This window comes from Terrimicrobium sacchariphilum, from assembly GCF_001613545.1.
Taxonomy (GTDB): domain Bacteria; phylum Verrucomicrobiota; class Verrucomicrobiia; order Chthoniobacterales; family Terrimicrobiaceae; genus Terrimicrobium; species Terrimicrobium sacchariphilum.
On sequence record NZ_BDCO01000003.1, the window covers coordinates 407,960 to 424,720 of the forward strand.

The window sequence follows — 16,761 nt, forward strand, 5'->3', positions numbered from 1 at the left end:
CGTTAATTGGTTGTGTCCTGGTCGCCGCAAACGAGAAGCTCCAGGCGGCGATTGATGTCCGGGTGGACTTTCGACGGTCCCGTGATGATCAGGATACGGTGGTGCGGGAGATCGAGGCCGGTCAAGGTCTGCTCGGCAAAGGGACGCCAGTCCGGCGGGTATTCCACGACATTGACCGGATGCACGCCGTAGGAAAAAGCCAGCGTCTGACAGGTGGCGGGATTTTCGCTCGGGGCGACGATCCAGAAGGGCATGCGAAACCGAGCGACCGCGCGGGCCGTGGCTCCGGAAAGGGTGGGGGCGATGACGGCATCGCAGGTCGCCGCCTCGAAGGCTGCATCCACCAGCCGCGCCATGACATCGAGCGCGGAACCCGAGCGGCGGAGTTTCGCGCGCTGGAGATCGAGAAAGTCGCCCGGGCGATTGGCCTCGGTAAAGGCCGCGATGCGTCCCAGCATGGCGACGGATTCCTCCGGGAACTTGCCGACCGCCGACTCGCCCGAGAGCATGACGCAATCCGTTCCGTCCAGGATCGCATTGGCCACATCGGTCGTCTCGGCGCGCGAGGGCAGGCGCGTGGTCGTCATCGACTCCAGCATCTGCGTGGCGGTGATGACGGGCTTGCCCGCCAGATTGGCCCGGGCAATGAGTTGTTTTTGCACGATGGCGATCTCCTCGATGGGGATCTCCACCCCGAGATCGCCGCGCGCCACCATGATGCCGTCGGCGGCCTCGATGATCTCATCAAATCGCTCCACGGCCTCGGTCCGCTCGATCTTGGCGATGACAAAAGGATCATATCCCATCTCGCGGGCGGCGGCGCGTACGGCCTCGATATCCTTTGCGCTTTCGACGAAGGACTGGCTCACTGCGTCCACACCGTGCTCCAGGGCAAACTTCAGGCAGGCGCGGTCGTGCTCCGTGAATGCACTGATCCCGAGATTGATGCGGGGAAGGTTCAGCCCCTTGCGTGAGCGCAATTCACCGCCCACCGCGACGACGCAATGGACGTCATTGCCTTCGACATGATCGACGATGAGCTGGGAGAGGCCGTCATTGAGAAAGAGCCGGTCGCCCGCCTTCACCACGTGCGGCAGTTGTTCAAAGGTCATCGACACCCGGCGGCTGTCTCCGACGACGTCCTCGGTCGTCAGAATGAAGGGCGCGCCGGGTACGAGTTCGATCGGCTCCGGGTCGATCTGGCCGAGGCGCATTTTCGGCCCTGGCAGATCGGCCATGATGGCGACCCGCTTGCCGAGTTCCCGGGACACCGCGCGAATGCGCTCGATGACCTCGGCATGTTCCTCGAATCCGCTGTGGGAAAAGTTGAGCCGGGCGACATTCATCCCCGCCTGGATCAGTTGGGACAACATTTCCGGGGATCGCGAGGCCGGACCGATCGTCGCGACGATCTTGGTTTTGTGCTTGGGCAGAGGCATGGCGGCTATGAGGTGCGGCCAAGTGTCGTTGAAGAGACCTGAGCGACAAGCTCATTGTTGTGACGGATTTTCTGTTCCGGTGGCCGGGGCGATGTCGATGAAATCGACGGCTTGCCAGCCGGGGGGTATTTCGGGCATTTAGTGAAACCTAGTGAAAACCGTAAACGGCGACGTTTCGTGGTTCGCGATTTCTCGTGAGGAAGTCGTTGATAAACTGGGCACCAACCTTGATTCCGGTCTCGTCGGTACGGAAATCCCCCAGCGTCTTCAGGAATACGGTGAGAACCGCCTCCCGGCGGCGGGCAAAAAGGGGCCGTTCATGCGATTCCTCCTCCAGTTTCACAATGTCCTGATCTATGTCCTTATCGCGGCGGGACTCGGCAAGCTCCTGCTTGGGGAGTGGCTGGATGCCTCAGTGATCTTTGGCGTCGTCTTTATCAATGGCCTGCTGGGTTTCATTCAGGAGGGCAAGGCCGAGAAGGCGCTCGATTCCATCCGCAACATGCTCTCCGCGGAGGCGATGACCATCCGCGACGGCAATCAGCGCATGGTGCCGGCCGAGGAGCTAGTTCCCGGCGATGTCGTGCTGCTGCAGTCTGGCGACAAGGTTCCCGCCGATATCCGTCTTTGTGAGGTGAAAAACCTCCGCGTCGAGGAGGCTGCGCTTACGGGGGAATCCGTACCGAGCGAAAAAACCGACGAGCCGATGGACGCCAAAGCGCAAATCGGCGACCGCAAAAGCATGGCCTATTCCGGCACACTGGTCGTCTCAGGGCGAGCCCGCGGCATCGTGGTCGCGACGGGGGCCGATACCGCGCTGGGGCATATCAATTCCATGCTCTCCAACGTCGAGACGATGGAGACCCCGCTGCTGCGGCAGATTGAGAAATTTGGCAAGATCCTCACCGTCATCATTCTCATTGTCTGCGCGCTGACTTTTGCTTACGGGCGTCTTTTCCTCGACGAACCATTCGTCGACATGTTCAAGGCCGTGGTCGGCATCGCGGTATCGGCGATTCCCGAGGGCTTGCCTGCCATTGTCACCATAACGCTCGCCATCGGTGTACAGCGTATGGCTTCCCGCCACGCCATCATTCGCCGCCTGCCTGCGGTGGAGACGCTAGGCTCGGTCTCCCGCATCTGCTCGGATAAAACCGGAACTCTTACTCGCAACGAAATGGTGGTCTGCACGGCCGCCACCGCGGAGGCGGTCTACGATGTCACCGGGGACGGATATTCCCCAAAGGGCGAAATCCTGCGGGACGGCGCTCCGGCGACCAGTCCCGTGGTGAAGACTATGGCGAGGGCTTCCGTTCTGTGTAACGAATCCTCCATTCACGAGGAGGGCGGGGTCTGGAAGCTCACGGGCGACCCCACCGAGGGCGCGCTGCTCCCCTTCGCCGCCAAGGCCGGTCTCGACGCAGCGGAGGAAACCGCGGCCTCCCCGCGCACGAACATGATCCCTTTCGAATCGGAGCATAAATTCATGGCTACCGCGCATGGCTCGGTGGTGTTCGTGAAGGGCGCTCCGGATGTCGTGATGAATTTCTGCGCGCTCCAACAGCTCGACTCCGGGCAGACCGCTCCGTTTGACCGCGCCTACTGGGAGAAGAAGAACGAGGAGATCGCGAGCAAGGGCCAGCGTGTGCTCGCCCTCGCCTGGCTGCCGGAGACCACGGTCGACGAGGCGAGCTTTACCCCCGCCGGGCTGAGCCGCGAGCTCGTCCTGCTCGGCCTCACCGGCATCATCGACCCTCCGCGCGAGGAGGCCGTCGAGGCTGTACGGTTATGCCACGAGGGCGGCATCCGCGTGACCATGATCACCGGCGACCACGCCATCACGGCGGCGAGCATCGCCCGTATGCTCGGCATCGGCGATGGCAAGTCCTACGTCACCGGCACCCAGATCGAGGAAATGGACGACGATGCGCTGGAGGCCAAGTGCCGCCGCATCGATGTCTTTGCCCGCACCAGCCCCGAGCACAAGCTCCGCCTCGTCCGCGCCATGCAGGCCAGCGGGCAAATTGTCTCCATGACCGGCGACGGTGTGAATGACGCTCCCGCGCTCAAGCAGGCCGACATCGGCGTAGCCATGGGCATCAAGGGCACGGAGGTTTCCAAGGAGGCCGCCGACATGGTACTGGCCGACGACAATTTCGCCTCGATCAGCGCCGCCGTCCGCGAGGGGCGCACGGTTTACAACAACATCGAGAAGGCCATCCTCTTCATGCTCCCGACCAATGGCGGCCAGGCCCTCACCATTCTCGCCGCCATCTTCCTCGGGCTCATGCTCCCGGTGACGCCTCCGCAGATCCTCTGGATCAACATGGTGACCTCCGTCACCCTGGCCCTGGCGATTTCCTTCGAACCCCACGAGCACGACGTGATGCTGCGTCCTCCGCGACCGATCAGCCAGCCCCTGGTCAGCCGGTTTGGGTTGTGGCGGCTCATCTTCATCTCCGTGCTCCTGCTCGTCTTCACCTTCGGCACCTTTTACTGGCTGACCCATCATGGCGCGACGATCGAGCTGGCCCGCACGGCGGCGGTGAATGCCATGATCATCGGCCAGGTGTTTTACCTGATCAACAGCCGCTTTCTCTATGAGTCCTGCTTCTCGTGGAAGGCGTTGACCGGGAATTGGCTGATCCCGGCGTCCATCGCCGGAGTCGCCGTCCTTCAGATGCTCTTCACCTACGTACCGTTCATGAACACGATCTTCGGCAGCGTGCCGCTTCCCGTCTCGCTCTGGAAATGGCTGCTCCTTGGCGGAGTGGCGTTTTTCGTCCTGGTGGAGTTGGAAAAGCTGCTCGTGCGTCAGGTTTTCGCCCGGGTGGCTCCCGCCAAGGCATGAAAAAAGCCGGGCTCGCGTGCGGCCCGGCTTTTCGGAAAGCTTCAGATTGTACAGAGGCCTTACCGGCGCTCGATGATCTCGCCCGTGGTGGCGAGTGCGGAGAAGAACCCGATGTAGCTCCCACGCTGGTTGTAGCACCAGACCGACCAGATCGGCGTGGCATTGGCCCCGCGCTGCTGGAGCTGAAGGCTGAGCGAGCCGAGGCTTTGCCCGCGCTTCCCGGCAAACCGGCCTGCCTCTTTCCAGAGATCGGTGGAGTTGAACCGCACGTTTCGGAGGTTGATCGGCGAAAGCTGGCGCGTAATGGCGCGCGGACTCAGCGTCGGCCGCTCCGAGATGATGCGCCCCCGGGCGACGATGATGTTCACATGCCCGCCGCCCCTGCCCGTATTGCGCGCGGTGATGTACCACTGCGCCGGGTTCGGGTTGGCGTTGTCGGCAGAAACCCAGACCACACCGTTGCGGTAGGCTGCGGGCAGCGCATCGAGCGCTTGCCGCGCGGAACCCGGCTCCGCTGCGCGGGTGCCGATTGCGGTCAGAAACAGGGCGGCGACAGAGAGGAGGAGCGAACGTGTCATGGCCGGTTTAGCGGGTTGGGATGCGCAGTACGGTCACGCCGCTCGAGTTGCGGAATTCCCGAGGCGTGAGCTGGGCGTCCTTGTTGGCATCCGAGTAGCGGCGGACGAAGTCGAAGACCTGGACGTTGGACCCGAGGCGGATGAGTTCCGTGCGCTCGAGTTTCCCGTCACGGTTCTGGTCCGCAATCAGGAAGGTCCGCTGGTCGCCGCCGGCATTGGTCCACTCGACCATTGTCACCTCGCCGTCATGGTTCTTGTCGGCAACCTCCAGCACCTTGTCCGCGTAGGCGGGGGGAAAGGTCTGGAGCGTCAATGGCACCTGCCAGTCGGCCGGGTTCTTTGGCTCAGTCTGGCAGCTGGAAAGAAGAGCTGCCGCGAAAGCCACGGAGCCTGCGAGAAATGCGGTGCGCACGGGAGATGGGGTCGCCATGGACTCGGGATACTGGAAAGGCTTTGCCTCGGGCAACTGCAATCTAGCCGTTGGCATTACCCGCTTGCTCGGCCACCTGCTTCAGGATCGGGCCAAACTGTCCGGCCCAGAAGCCCATCATACGCGTCTTGCTCTCGAACCCAGCGCTTCCGGCATTGTTAACGCGCGAAACACGCGGGATCAGGCGGTAGTCGTTCGTTCCCGGGATCTGGACGATCTGCACATGCACACGATACGTGGTGCTTTGCCCATAGCTGCCATACATCAGTTGCCCAAAAGCCCCCGCGGGCTTGTCGTAAGCCAGCGTATCCATGGAACTGCTTGGAGTCGGCGTGTATCCGTGCTGGGCAAAGGCCGCATTCGCAGCGGCCGAGATGGAGACCCAGTTGCTATTCGGGACAGTCACCGAACCCGGACCGCCGGAGTCCGCGACTGTGGTGGTGAGGCAACCGGAAAACGTGAGGCTGACCGCCAGGGCGGCCAGGGAGAAAAGGAGGGATCGCATGGCGTGATGCTGCCGGATTCGATGCCATGCTCAAGCTGATAGTTACGAATTTCTCAGACTATTTCGCCGGTTTCGGGCAGGCTCCTAGAAGGTAAAGGTGTAGTTAAGGATCACCCGGAAGTCCTCCACGGGCACTCCGGTTCCCGGCTCATTGAAGGCATAGCGCAGGCGCAGCCACAGGTTGTTCAGCGGGCCCTTGAGGATGCGATAGTCCACCGTGGCATTGATCTCCTGCTCCCAGTCTCCCTGCGGCAGAGCTCCGTAGACATAGTTGGAAAAAGCCGTCAGCCCGGAGAGGCCGATCTTGGCAAAGTTGTAGCTGATCCCGAAGCCATAGGACTGCTCGCCCGCCTGGGCAAAGTCCGAAATCATGAGCATGTTGAAAGCCGGGTCTGCGCCGAAGGGGTTGCGCAGGTTGGAATCTCTCGCCGTATTCGTATAGGCAAAGGAGAAGAGCGCCCCGCCATAGCTCGCGCTGAGCCGTCCGCCGTAGAGTTGGGTGGCAAAGCTCCCGACATACTCCGCTCCGACGCTCCGCTGGTCGGCAAATTGCAGGTCGCCCCGAAGCTCAAACAGGTCAGTGACATTCCATGTGTATCCTGTCTGCACATAGCTGGTGCAGAAGAGGTCCGGTGTGAGCTGGCTCATCGCGCCGAGATAGGCATCGGTTTCCTTTCCGGCGACGAACCCGGCGAAGGCCGTCCCGCGATCCACCTGCGGCGCTCCGGCGACCTCCGACATGGGAACGAAATCCGGCGTGTCGCGGCCTTTCATCTGCGTGATGTACCCGGCATTGACCTGCACATCCCGCCAGACCTCGGCTCTGACCTGGTAGGCCTCGAAGGTGTTCGGGATCATCCGGGCGTCGTTCATGTTGATAAATGGCAAGTTCAGCGTCTGGCGGTAGAGTGTGGCCGTGGCTGGTCCCGTGCGGAGTTTCACCCAGGCTTGCCCGAGGGTGAAAAAGCCGTCGCCATCGGACTCCACCAGCCCGGAGCGGTTGTTGTTCTTCACCGCGACCAACGGCTGGGTCGTATAGCCGGTCACCCCGATGCGCAGAAATCCCTTCCACCATCCCGTCGTCAGGTCCACCGCGCCGCCGCCTGCAAAAGTATCCTGCACGCCGAGGCTGTTACGTACCGAGCGGTAATAGAACCTCGGGCGGAGACTTAGCGCGGTATCGCGGATAAAGGAGTCCTCGGAGAGCCCTTTCAGCGCCGTGCCGGGCTCCACCTCGCTGATGGGCGAGAAGGGCGTCGGCAGGTCGCTGACCTCCTCCGGGGGCTCCGTGTCGTCAAAGAGGAAACTCTGCGCCCGTGCCAACGAGACGCAAAGGGCCGTCGCCAGCAAAACGGCCGCGACCTTCCTCATCGCGCCCGGAGCTTGACCGGGGCCTGGGACAATGCCCGGGCGATCGCCCGCCTGCGATGAACGGGGAAGCGGGCAAAGAGCAGCGTCTCCGCCGGTCCCCAGAGCGTCACCCAGGCGACAATGATCAGGCTTTCGCTCAAGACGGAGACGATGCGTCCTTCGCCGAGTCGCAGCACAGCCTCACTCAGGCAGACAAAGATCGCGACCACCACCATGGCGATCAGGACATTCCAGAATCCCTTGCGCCCGAGTTCCCTCAACTCCTCTCCCGCGTCGATCTCCTCCTCGTGAAAGTGCCAGTGAATCGCTGTCTCGGCCTCGGTGCGGCGCGACAGGTCTTCTCCGGGGACGATGACCTCGATCTCGACAGGGGTCTTGGCGTGGAGTCGCTCGGCATGGGTGCGCAGGGACCGTGCGACATCCGGGTGGATGCGCAGCTCCAGCAGCGGCGAACCGTCGGCATCCAGCATCTCGTCGAGGGATCGCACCTCGACGCTCAAGGTGGCCGGGGCTTCGCTCATGGCTGGAAAGACGGGGTTGCTGTGATCCGGGACCGCCGGGATTCGGGTTTCATGCGGCGCGCAGCTTAAGGGGTTCTCGCCGGGCTGTCTCGACAGAAAACAAGCCGCTTGCATTTCCGCGCCCTCATGGCCAGCATCCCGCCCATGTCCGACTCCTCCATCTCCTCTCCCGTGCAGGCACTTTCAAAAAGCCGGGGGTGGCTGATCTTTGCCGGTTTCCTTTCCGTCTTCGTCGGCTTCTTTGCCATGGGGTCTCCTTTCCTGTTCTCCATCGTGCTCGCGCAGTTTCTCGCCGCCTTCATCCTGATCAGCGGCTGCATCTCCCTGGCGCTCGCGATCTTTGGCAAACACGTCGCGCACCGTGTCCTTGACGGCGTTCTCGCCCTGTTCCGCATCGTGGCCGGTATCGTGCTGCTCGCCTGTGTCGCCTCCAGCGTGGCCGTGATCACGCTGATCCTCGCGATTTTCCTCATCATTGAGGGCGTCTCGGTCATCATCGGTGCGTTCAAGATGCGGGAGCATGCCGGCTGGGTCTGGACGTTGATCAGCGGCATTGCCGCCTTGGTCCTCGGCGTGATGGTTTACTCCCGCTGGCCCAATGACTCGGCCTGGGTGATCGGCTTGTTCTATGGAATCAACTCGCTCTTCTGGGGCATCTCACTGCTTTCCATGGGATTCGCCGCCCCCAAGTCGGCTGCAGCCTAATTCGGCAGGTAGCGATTTCAGGCCTTCCGAGCCTGCTTGGTCCGGCGGAATCCTTAGGGTAATTTAGCTGGCGCACCCATGGCTATTCCGCAAGAGTGGCGCGGAATTTTCCTGCCATGCTTCCGTCGTTCACTGCCAATCTCCTAAAAACAGGGTCTTTGCTCGCCGCATTGCTAGTGTCGGTGAGCGCATGCCAGAAACGGGCCGAAACTCCGGTCAGCGCGACACCTCCGGTTAAGATCTTCTCGCTGCCGGAAGCTGACGAAACGCCGTTCCGCAGCTTCCCGGGCGAGGTGACTCCGCAGGATAATGTCCGCCTTTCCTTCGATGTCTCGGGCCGATTGATCGATTTTCCGGTCTTTGACGGACAGGTCGTCCGCCAGGGCGATCTGGTCGGGCAACTTGATCCCGCCGACTTCCGCGCCGCCCTCGATGCCGCCCAGACGACCTTCCGGACGGCGCAGCAGGAGTTTGATCGCCAGCGTACGCTGCGCCAGCGCAATGTCATCGCCCAGAGCGAGCTCGACCGCCAGCGCGAGGCGTTTGAACGCGCCGAGGCCAGTCTCCGCACCGCCCAGCGCGCCTTTGACGACACCAGGCTCGTGGCTCCGATCAAGGGCCGCATCTCCCGACGCTTCGTCCGCAATCACCAGAACGTCCAGGCCCGCGAACCCGTCGTGCTGCTTCAGAATATCTCGACCCTCGACATCGATGTGCAGGTTCCCGAGGCCCTCATGGCCATCGTGAATCGCAACGCCACTGCCGAGGAAGCAAATCGCCTCATCGAGGCCTATGTCGAGTTTGCCGCCGTGCCCGGCGAGCGCTTTCCGCTGACCCTGCGCTCCTTCGCCACCCAGGCAAATCCCGCCTCCCGCACCTTCCTCGTTTCCTTCAACCTGAACCCGCCGGAGGACCGCAACATCCTCCCCGGCATGACCTGCACGGTCTCACTCCGTTTCCGCAATCCCGATGGCACTCCCATCGCGCAACCCGGCCTCTTTCAAATTCCCCTCCGCGCCCTGCTGACCTCGGAGGGCACGACCTGGGTCTGGCGCTGGGATGAACAAACGGGCAAGGTCTCCCGCATTCCCGTCGAGATGGTAGCCCTCACGGGCGACTCCGTGCAGGTGCGCTCGACGGATCTCAGGGCGGGCGACGATCTGGTCGCCTCCGGCGTTCGTTTTCTCGATGAGGGCATGACCGTGCAGCGCTTCGAGACTCACAAGCCTTAACGCCGGAAAGCACTCGCATGAATCTCGCCGAGGCATCCATTCGCAATCGCACCATCACCTGGGTCTTCACCATCCTCATGGTGGTGCTGGGCGTGGGAGCGTATCTCAATCTCTCCCGGCTCGAAGACCCCGAGTTCACCATCAAGGACGCCCTCATCATCACGCCGTATCCTGGCGCGACGGCGCAGGAAGTGTCCGACGAAGTCACCGACCTCATCGAGCGCGCCGCCCAGCAGCTCGGCCAGGTCGATCGCGTCGTTTCGCGCTCCGAGCGCGGCCGCAGCACGGTGACGGTCACCATCAAGGACCAGTACGGCGCGAAGGAGCTCCCTCAGGTGTGGGACGAACTCCGTCGCCGCGTCAATGACGTGCAGCGCCAGTTGCCGCCCGGAGCTGGGCCGTCGCTGGTTCTCGATGACTTTGGCGATGTCTTCGGTGTCTTCTACGCGATCACCGGGGACGATTATTCCTACGCCCAGCTTTACGAGGTGGCGAAGCTCCTCCGGCGCGAACTCCTTCTCGCCAAGGACGTGCAAAAGGTCGAGCTCTTCGGCGTCCAGCAGGAGACGATCTACGTCGAGATTTCCCGCGACCGCAGCGCCCAGCTCGGCATCAGTCCGGAGCAGATACACGCCGCCCTCCGGGAGCAGAACCTCGTCGTTCCCAGCGGCCAGGCCGATGTTGGCTCATTCCGCGTGGCTCTGAGTCCGACCGGCGAATTTCAAAGCGTGGAGGATTTTGAGAACCTCATCATTCGCCACGGCACGGAGGAGAACGCCCTCGTTCATTTGCGCGATATCGCCACCGTGCGCCGCGGCTACAGCGAGCCGCCGGATACGATCCTGCGCTACGATGGCAAGCCCGCCATCGGCCTCGGCATCTCGACCGTCAGCGGTGGCAATGTCGTGACCATGGGCGCAGCCGTCCAGGCGCGAATCAGCCAGCTCGGCTCGCAGATTCCGCTCGGCGTCCAACTGCACAAGGTCTCGTTCCAGGCTGATACCGTCACCGAGTCGATCAATGCCTTCGTGGCAAATCTCGGCCAGTCGGTGGTCATCGTCATCGTCGTACTGCTCCTCGCCATGGGGCTGCGCAGCGGCCTCATCATTGGCTCCATCCTCCTCATCACCATCTGCGGCACCTTCATTGTGATGAAGTCGCAGGGTCTCATCCTGGAGCGTATTTCGCTCGGGGCGCTTATCATCGCGCTCGTGATGCTGGTGGACAACGCCATCGTCATCACCGAGGGCATGCTCATCGCCATCCAGAAGGGCGTCGATCGCATGAAGGCCGCGAAGGACATCGTGAGCCAGACCGCCGTGCCGCTGCTCGGCTCCACTGCCATCGCGGTGCTCGCCTTTGGCGCGATCGGCCTCTCCGACGACAAGACCGGCGAGTATTGCCGCTCCCTCTTTGACGTGCTCCTGATCTCGCTGCTCCTGAGCTGGATCACCGCCATCACCATCACCCCGCTCTTCTGCTTCCTCTTTCTCAAGGCGGGCAAGAAATCCGACGGCGCTCAGCAAAAGGACCCCTACGCCGGTGCGATTTACCAGGGATACAAGAAGATCCTCGTCCTTTGCATGCGCTTCAAGTGGGTGACCGTCCTCGTCATGGTCGCGCTGCTCGGGCTCTCTGTCTGGGGTTTTGGTTTCGTCGAGAACAGCTTCTTCCCCAACTCGACCCGCACGCAGTTCATGATCGACGCGTGGTCGCCCGTGGGCACGCGCCTCGACGCGACGGAAAAGACCGCCGCCGAGATGGAGGAGTATCTCAAGACGGTTCCCGGCATCACGCATGTGACCACCTGCGTCGGGCAGGGCGCGCTCCGCTTCCTCCTCACCTACGCGCCGGAGCGTTTTGACTCCGCCTACGCGCAGTTCATTGTCGATGTCGACCAGCACTCGACCATCGACCGCGTACAGCCCGAGGTGCAAAAGGCGCTCAGCGCGAAATTTCCCGACTCGCTCATTATCACCAAGCGCTTCCTGCTCGGCCCCGGCGAGGGTGGACGCATCCAGATCCGCTTCTCCGGTCCGGATTACGCAGAACTTCGCAAACTCTCCGACCAGGCCATGACCATCCTGCGCGCCGATGGCGGCGCGATGGGCGTGCGCATCGACGCCCGCGAGGAGGTGCCTGTCATTCGCCCGGAATTCTCCGAGGCCCAGGCTCGACTCGTCGGCCTCACCCGTTCCGATCTCGGCGCGGCTCTGGCCTCCGCCACGAGCGGCCGACGCATCGGCGTCTACCGCGAGGGTGATGACCTGATTCCCATTGTCGCACGCGCTCCCGAGAGCGAGCGCAGCAATCCGGATGCGATTCGTGATATTCAGATATTCAGCCCCACCGTGGGCCGGGGTATTCCGATTCGCCAGATCGTCTCGGAGTTCAAGACCGAGCTGGAGGACCCGCTTATCATGCGCCGCAACCGCATGCCGACCATAACTGTCCATGCTGACCAGAGCAGTGGACTGGCCAGCACGTTGTTTGACCGCATCCGTCCGCAGATCGAGGCGATCAAGCTGCCTCCCGGCTACAAGATGGAGTGGGGCGGCGAGCACGAGGACTCCTCCAACGCCCAGGCGGCGCTGGCCGGCACCTTGCCGATCTTTGTCCTGCTCATGGTGCTCATCGTGGTCTGTCTCTTTAACTCGCTGCGCATCACCGCGATCATCTGGCTCACCGTGCCGCTATCCCTCATCGGCATCGTCGTGGGATTGCTCACTTTCCAGCAACCCTTTGGCTTCATGGCCTTGCTCGGCGCGCTCAGCCTCTCCGGCATGCTCATCAAGAACGCGATCGTCCTCATCGACGAGATCAACACCCAGCTGAAATCCGGCAAGGACCAGTGGGACAGCGTCATCGACGCCTCGGTCAGCCGCGTGCGCCCCGTGCTCATGGCGGTGCTCACCACTGTATTCGGACTTATCCCGCTGACCGTGGATGTGTTCTTCGGCGCCATGGCCGTCACGATCATCGTCGGGCTTCTTTTTGCCTCGGTGTTGACGCTCCTCGTAGTGCCGACCCTGTACGTGATCTTCTTCCGTTTCCGCCCGACAACGTGACTGGACTGATCCCTTCGCCTTGTTTCGGAAGATGAAAAAAGTCCTCAACGTTCTGCTGCTGATCCTGGCGTGGCCGGTCGTGCTGCTCTGCCTGCTCTGGGCGATCGGCGCGCTGTACTTTGACCTGCCCTGGGCCACTTTGAGGACGCCTGCCGCGATCCTTTATCCCCTCGCGGCCATCGTCATCGCCTGGCGCACTCGAGGAGCGTGGAGGAAGGTCGGCGTGATCTTCGCCGCCTTCGCCATCGTCACCGCCTGGTGGCTTACGCTTCAGCCAAGCAACGACCGCGACTGGCAGCCCGAGGTGGACCGCACCGCCTGGGCGGAGATCGATGGCGACGTGGTCACGATTCACAACGTGCGTAATTTCGATTACCGTACCGCCACGGATTTCACCCCGCGTTGGGAGACGCGCACCGTGCGGCTCTCCCAGCTTACCGAGGGAGATCTGTATATCAACTTCTGGGGCTCCGAGTTGATGGCGCATCCTATCGCCAGCTTCCAATTTGCCGATGGCCCGCCGATCGCCATTTCCATCGAAATCCGCCGCGAGGTGGGCGAGGGGTTTTCTGCCCTTGGCGGCTTGTACCGGCAGTTTGAGCTTGTTTATGTCGTCGGCGATGAAAAGGACCTCGTGCGCGTGCGAACGAACTTCCGACCAGGTGAGGATGTCTACCTCTACCGCACCACGCTTACGCCGGATGAAGCCCGCGAGCGCTTCCTGGAGTACATCACCGTATTGAATTCTCTCCACCAGCGCCCTCGCTGGTACAATGCCGTTTTTGCCAATTGCACCACGGCCATCCGTTCCCAGCGCGAGCGCGCCCTGCGGTCCGTGTGGGACTGGCGCATGCTGATCAACGGCAAAGGCGACCAGATGCTTTTTGAGCGGGGTGCTTTGGTATCTGACGGACTCACCTTCGAGGAACTCCGGGCGCAGGCCCTGATCAACAAGGCCGCCCAGGAGGCCAATGACTCTCCCAGCTTTTCGCAGGATATCCGCAAGGGTCGGGTGGGATTCTAGACGGCAATGGATGGTATGACATCTCGACCCGTACTTTGCTGGGCGCCTGGCACGATGGTCGTTTGCGCTCTGGCCCTGGCGATTTTCACCCAAGTCGGACGGGCTGCGGGAGTCGGTAATATGTCGGAAATTCCGACTTTGCGTGCCCAGGAACTTCTCCTGCGCAGTCAGCCTCGCAATGTGCGTCCTGCTGAGCGGCTCTCCCTCGCTCTTGGCGCTGCGCAGGCCGCATTTCCGGGAATGGCCGCGGGCAATCGTCGTGACATCGAGCTTTACTCCGCTGCGGTCAGTCAGGTCGTGGCGACCATACAGGACGGAGGATTTGCTGGGCGCGAGGTGTCTGGTGCGGGCGGAAAGTTTCGCCTTTTGGTTGATCGCAAGGGCAAAAATCTCCTCGATCCGGCCGATGCCAGTTCCATCCTGCTCGCAAGCTCTGTGCGCCTGAGAGGGTTGCGCGCCCGCACTACCGAGGCGGGGGTGGGGGTGCCCTATGTTTTCTGCTATTTTCAGGACTCGGCCTTTCTCAAGAATCAGCCGGGTGTCTCTCGCGCAGGGATTTCTGTACCGGTCACCGCCCTCCTTGCCTTTGAGAAGGGCGAAGCCCGTCTCTGCTTTATCAACCGCCTGAACGAAAATAGCGCCGAAGTTGAGGGGAAAAAATGGCCGCTCGCTGCAGATTTTTCCGCCGCTATCGCCCAGACCCTCTCCCGCACGCCGAATCGACCCTTCGACATCCCCGGCCTTCTTTTCACCCGCCACTTTCTGCCCAATGCCGGGCTCTTCCAGTTTCAGCTCTACGATCCCAATCGCATTCCGGTCATCCTCGTCCATGGCCTCTTTTCCCGGCCCGAGGCCTGGACTCAGGTGCTGAATGGGCTCATGGCCGATCCCAAGATTCGCAAGCGCTATCAGTTTTGGTTCTTCTTCTATCCCTCCGGCCTCCCGATCTGGCAGTCCTCGATGCTTCTTCGGCGCGACCTCGACAGATTCCACTCGGAGTTGGAGAAAAACGGACGCCAGCCCAATCTCCACCGCATCATTCTCGTCGGCCATAGCATGGGCGGACTCATTTCCAGTCTCACGGTCCGCGAGCCGGGCAGGAGCTTTTGGGCCTCTCTCTCCGATAAGTCACTGGAGGATCTGGATATCAGTCCCGAGGCGCGCAGCCTTGTGAAGGATATGGTAAAATTCCAGCCGCGCAAGGACATCGGTCGCGTGGTTTACGTGACGACCCCACATCGCGGCAGCCCCATCCCCCACAACCCCGTTATCCTTCAGGCCATCCGCTTCATTCAGCTGCCGCGAACCTTTAGCCGTCGGGATCGCGAGGTGCTCGTCGACGCAATGAATGAGGACCTGGCTGGTCTCTTCACTCTCCCGGCAAATAGCATTCGTTTCCTCAAGTCTGGCTCACCAGTCCTCGAGGCAGTGGAGACTCTGCCCTTTGCTCAGGACATTCCTCAGCACTCCATCATCGGGGACCGGGGCAAGGGCGACTCTCCCGACAGTACGGATGGTATTGTACCCTACTGGTCTGCACATCTGCCCAACGCCATCTCCGAAAAGATCGTTCCTACGGATCACAGCGCTCCGCAGAATCCCGAGACGACTCGCGAGATCCGTCGTATCCTTCTGCACGACGTCAGCGAGTAGCCTCTGTCTCCCGGCGGTTCGCTCTCCGGCATGCCGTATCACGGGCATCCGGGACTCGCGAAAAATGCGTTCCGCGAAATCAGGGTCGCTCCCCGATGTGGAAAATCCCTGGATGCGGGATGGTGCGTCAGGGTTTACTTCCGATGAGGGTATCAAGGTATCTTGGAATCTGGGTTGTTGCAGGCGTCCTGATTGCTGACGGGCGCGCAGGGAGTCCATCGGAAAAAATCAACCGGATCGTCGATTTCGATGAAGATGGTGTCACCATCACGAGCAATTTCGAAGGTGGTCGGCTTAACGCGGTGACCTCGGGCGGGGAGGGAGTCTTCACCGCCACCATTGCCCCGGAGGTCCGCCCCATGAGCAACGACCAGTCATGGTATGCCTTCAAGATTTCCTCCCAGAGCAAGAGGCGCGTCTCCGTCGCCCTCACCTATACGGATGGCAAGAGCCATCTCTTTGCTCCCAGGATCAGCCATGACCGGCGGACCTGGGAACTACTGCCCGAGACCTCGATAAGCAAGGCCTCCGACGGCCGGGGCGTGGTGTTGCGTCTCGATGTCGGGCCTGAACCATTGTGGGTCTCGGCGCAGGAGCTTTTCACGGAATCCGATTTCAACGAGTGGATCGACGGACTTGCGAAAAAGCCCTTCATCGCTACGGCGCAAATCGGTGAATCCACCCAGGGTCGACCCATCCGCAAGATGGAAATCACCGAGGCGCCTCCCGATGCTCCGCTGGTTGTCGTCCTCGGTCGCCAGCATCCGCCGGAGGTTACTGGCACCCTGGGACTCCAGGCCTTCGTCGAAACCATCGCTGGTGACTCGGCTCTCGCCCAGTCCTTCCGCAAGCAGTACCGCGTGCTCGTCATGCCGCTGGCCAATCCCGACGGCGTGAACGCCGGTCACTGGCGCTTCAATGTCAACGGCGTCGACATCAATCGAGACTGGGGCAGCTTTGAGCAGAAGGAGGATGTCGTTTTGCGCGATGAAATCCTGCGCGCCCGTTCCGTGGCCAAGGAGCAAATGCCTTTCTTCATCGACTATCACTCGACGCGTAAGGATGTCTTTTATCCGCGCCCGGATGTAAAAAGCAAAAAGCCCGACTCGGAGCTCGAGGAACCCGACCGGTTCATGCGCAAGTGGCTTGCCCGCGTGAAAACGCTTACGCCTGGCAGGACGGTTCCCATCGAGGTGAGTCCCGCCACGCGCGACAAAAAGCTAAATGCCACGACCTGGATGCGCGACCTCGGTGCCGCCAGCGTCACTCATGAATTTGCCCACGACACGGACCGCGAGGTCATCCGCAAGGCCGGGGAGGCCGACGCGGTGGCTCTCATGGAGTTGCTCCCGAGGGAGTCTGCTTCGCGCCTGGGGGACTAGAT

Annotated in this window: 13 protein-coding genes; 7 read left to right on the forward strand and 6 right to left on the reverse strand. The window is 61.9% G+C overall.

Annotated features, from left to right (window positions below; genetic code table 11):
• Window positions 1-2: 2 nt before the first annotated feature.
• Window positions 3-1,439, reverse strand: coding sequence for a pyruvate kinase (pyk, locus tag TSACC_RS19535; protein ID WP_075081135.1), 1,437 nt, complete (start codon window positions 1,437-1,439; stop codon window positions 3-5).
• 151 nt (window positions 1,440-1,590) lie between these two features.
• On the opposite strand from pyk, the gene TSACC_RS19540 reads away from it, so the two are divergent.
• Window positions 1,591-4,290, forward strand: a complete 2,700-nt coding sequence (locus TSACC_RS19540) for a cation-transporting P-type ATPase (protein WP_075081136.1) — start codon at window positions 1,591-1,593, stop codon at window positions 4,288-4,290.
• 59 nt (window positions 4,291-4,349) lie between these two features.
• Here TSACC_RS19540 and TSACC_RS19545 read toward each other — a convergent pair whose 3' ends face one another.
• From TSACC_RS19545 to TSACC_RS19565, 5 genes are all read right to left on the reverse strand, one after another.
• Window positions 4,350-4,868, reverse strand: coding sequence for a hypothetical protein (locus TSACC_RS19545; protein WP_075081137.1), 519 nt, complete (start codon window positions 4,866-4,868; stop codon window positions 4,350-4,352).
• A gap of 7 nt (window positions 4,869-4,875) precedes the next feature.
• Window positions 4,876-5,298: an EF-hand domain-containing protein gene (locus TSACC_RS19550; protein ID WP_169809717.1), complete on the reverse strand. Its 423-nt coding sequence runs from the start codon at window positions 5,296-5,298 to the stop codon at window positions 4,876-4,878.
• A 43-nt stretch (window positions 5,299-5,341) separates the two neighbouring features.
• A complete protein-coding gene (locus TSACC_RS19555) occupies window positions 5,342-5,803 on the reverse strand; it encodes a hypothetical protein (RefSeq protein WP_075081139.1) in 462 nt (153 codons plus the stop codon).
• Between the two features lie 84 nt (window positions 5,804-5,887).
• Complete coding sequence (locus TSACC_RS19560; RefSeq protein ID WP_075081140.1) at window positions 5,888-7,174, reverse strand: OprD family outer membrane porin; 1,287 nt, start codon at window positions 7,172-7,174, stop codon at window positions 5,888-5,890.
• Entirely contained in the window at window positions 7,171-7,695 is a 525-nt protein-coding gene (locus tag TSACC_RS19565; RefSeq protein WP_075081141.1) for a hypothetical protein, read from the reverse strand. The genes TSACC_RS19560 and TSACC_RS19565 overlap by 4 nt, the downstream gene beginning before the upstream one ends.
• Window positions 7,696-7,839: 144 nt before the next feature.
• Between TSACC_RS19565 and TSACC_RS19570 the strand changes: the two genes are divergently transcribed.
• The 6 genes from TSACC_RS19570 (at window position 7,840) to TSACC_RS19595 (ending at window position 16,759) form a co-directional block, all read left to right on the forward strand.
• Window positions 7,840-8,400: an HdeD family acid-resistance protein gene (locus TSACC_RS19570; protein WP_169809718.1), complete on the forward strand. Its 561-nt coding sequence runs from the start codon at window positions 7,840-7,842 to the stop codon at window positions 8,398-8,400.
• A 116-nt stretch (window positions 8,401-8,516) separates the two neighbouring features.
• Window positions 8,517-9,632 (forward strand): efflux RND transporter periplasmic adaptor subunit, encoded by a 1,116-nt coding sequence (locus tag TSACC_RS19575; protein WP_084400690.1) that lies wholly within the window; start codon window positions 8,517-8,519, stop codon window positions 9,630-9,632.
• Window positions 9,633-9,649: 17 nt separating this feature from the next.
• Window positions 9,650-12,700 (forward strand): efflux RND transporter permease subunit, encoded by a 3,051-nt coding sequence (locus TSACC_RS19580; protein ID WP_075081144.1) that lies wholly within the window; start codon window positions 9,650-9,652, stop codon window positions 12,698-12,700.
• A gap of 31 nt (window positions 12,701-12,731) precedes the next feature.
• Complete coding sequence (locus TSACC_RS19585; protein ID WP_075081458.1) at window positions 12,732-13,724, forward strand: Lnb N-terminal periplasmic domain-containing protein; 993 nt, start codon at window positions 12,732-12,734, stop codon at window positions 13,722-13,724.
• A 15-nt stretch (window positions 13,725-13,739) separates the two neighbouring features.
• Window positions 13,740-15,377 carry an esterase/lipase family protein gene (locus tag TSACC_RS19590; RefSeq protein ID WP_153811544.1) on the forward strand — a complete coding sequence of 546 codons (1,638 nt, stop codon included), beginning with the start codon at window positions 13,740-13,742 and terminating at the stop codon, window positions 15,375-15,377.
• 143 nt (window positions 15,378-15,520) lie between these two features.
• A complete protein-coding gene (locus tag TSACC_RS19595; protein ID WP_169809719.1) occupies window positions 15,521-16,759 on the forward strand; it encodes a M14 family metallopeptidase in 1,239 nt (412 codons plus the stop codon).
• The last annotated feature ends 2 nt before the right edge of the window (window positions 16,760-16,761 follow it).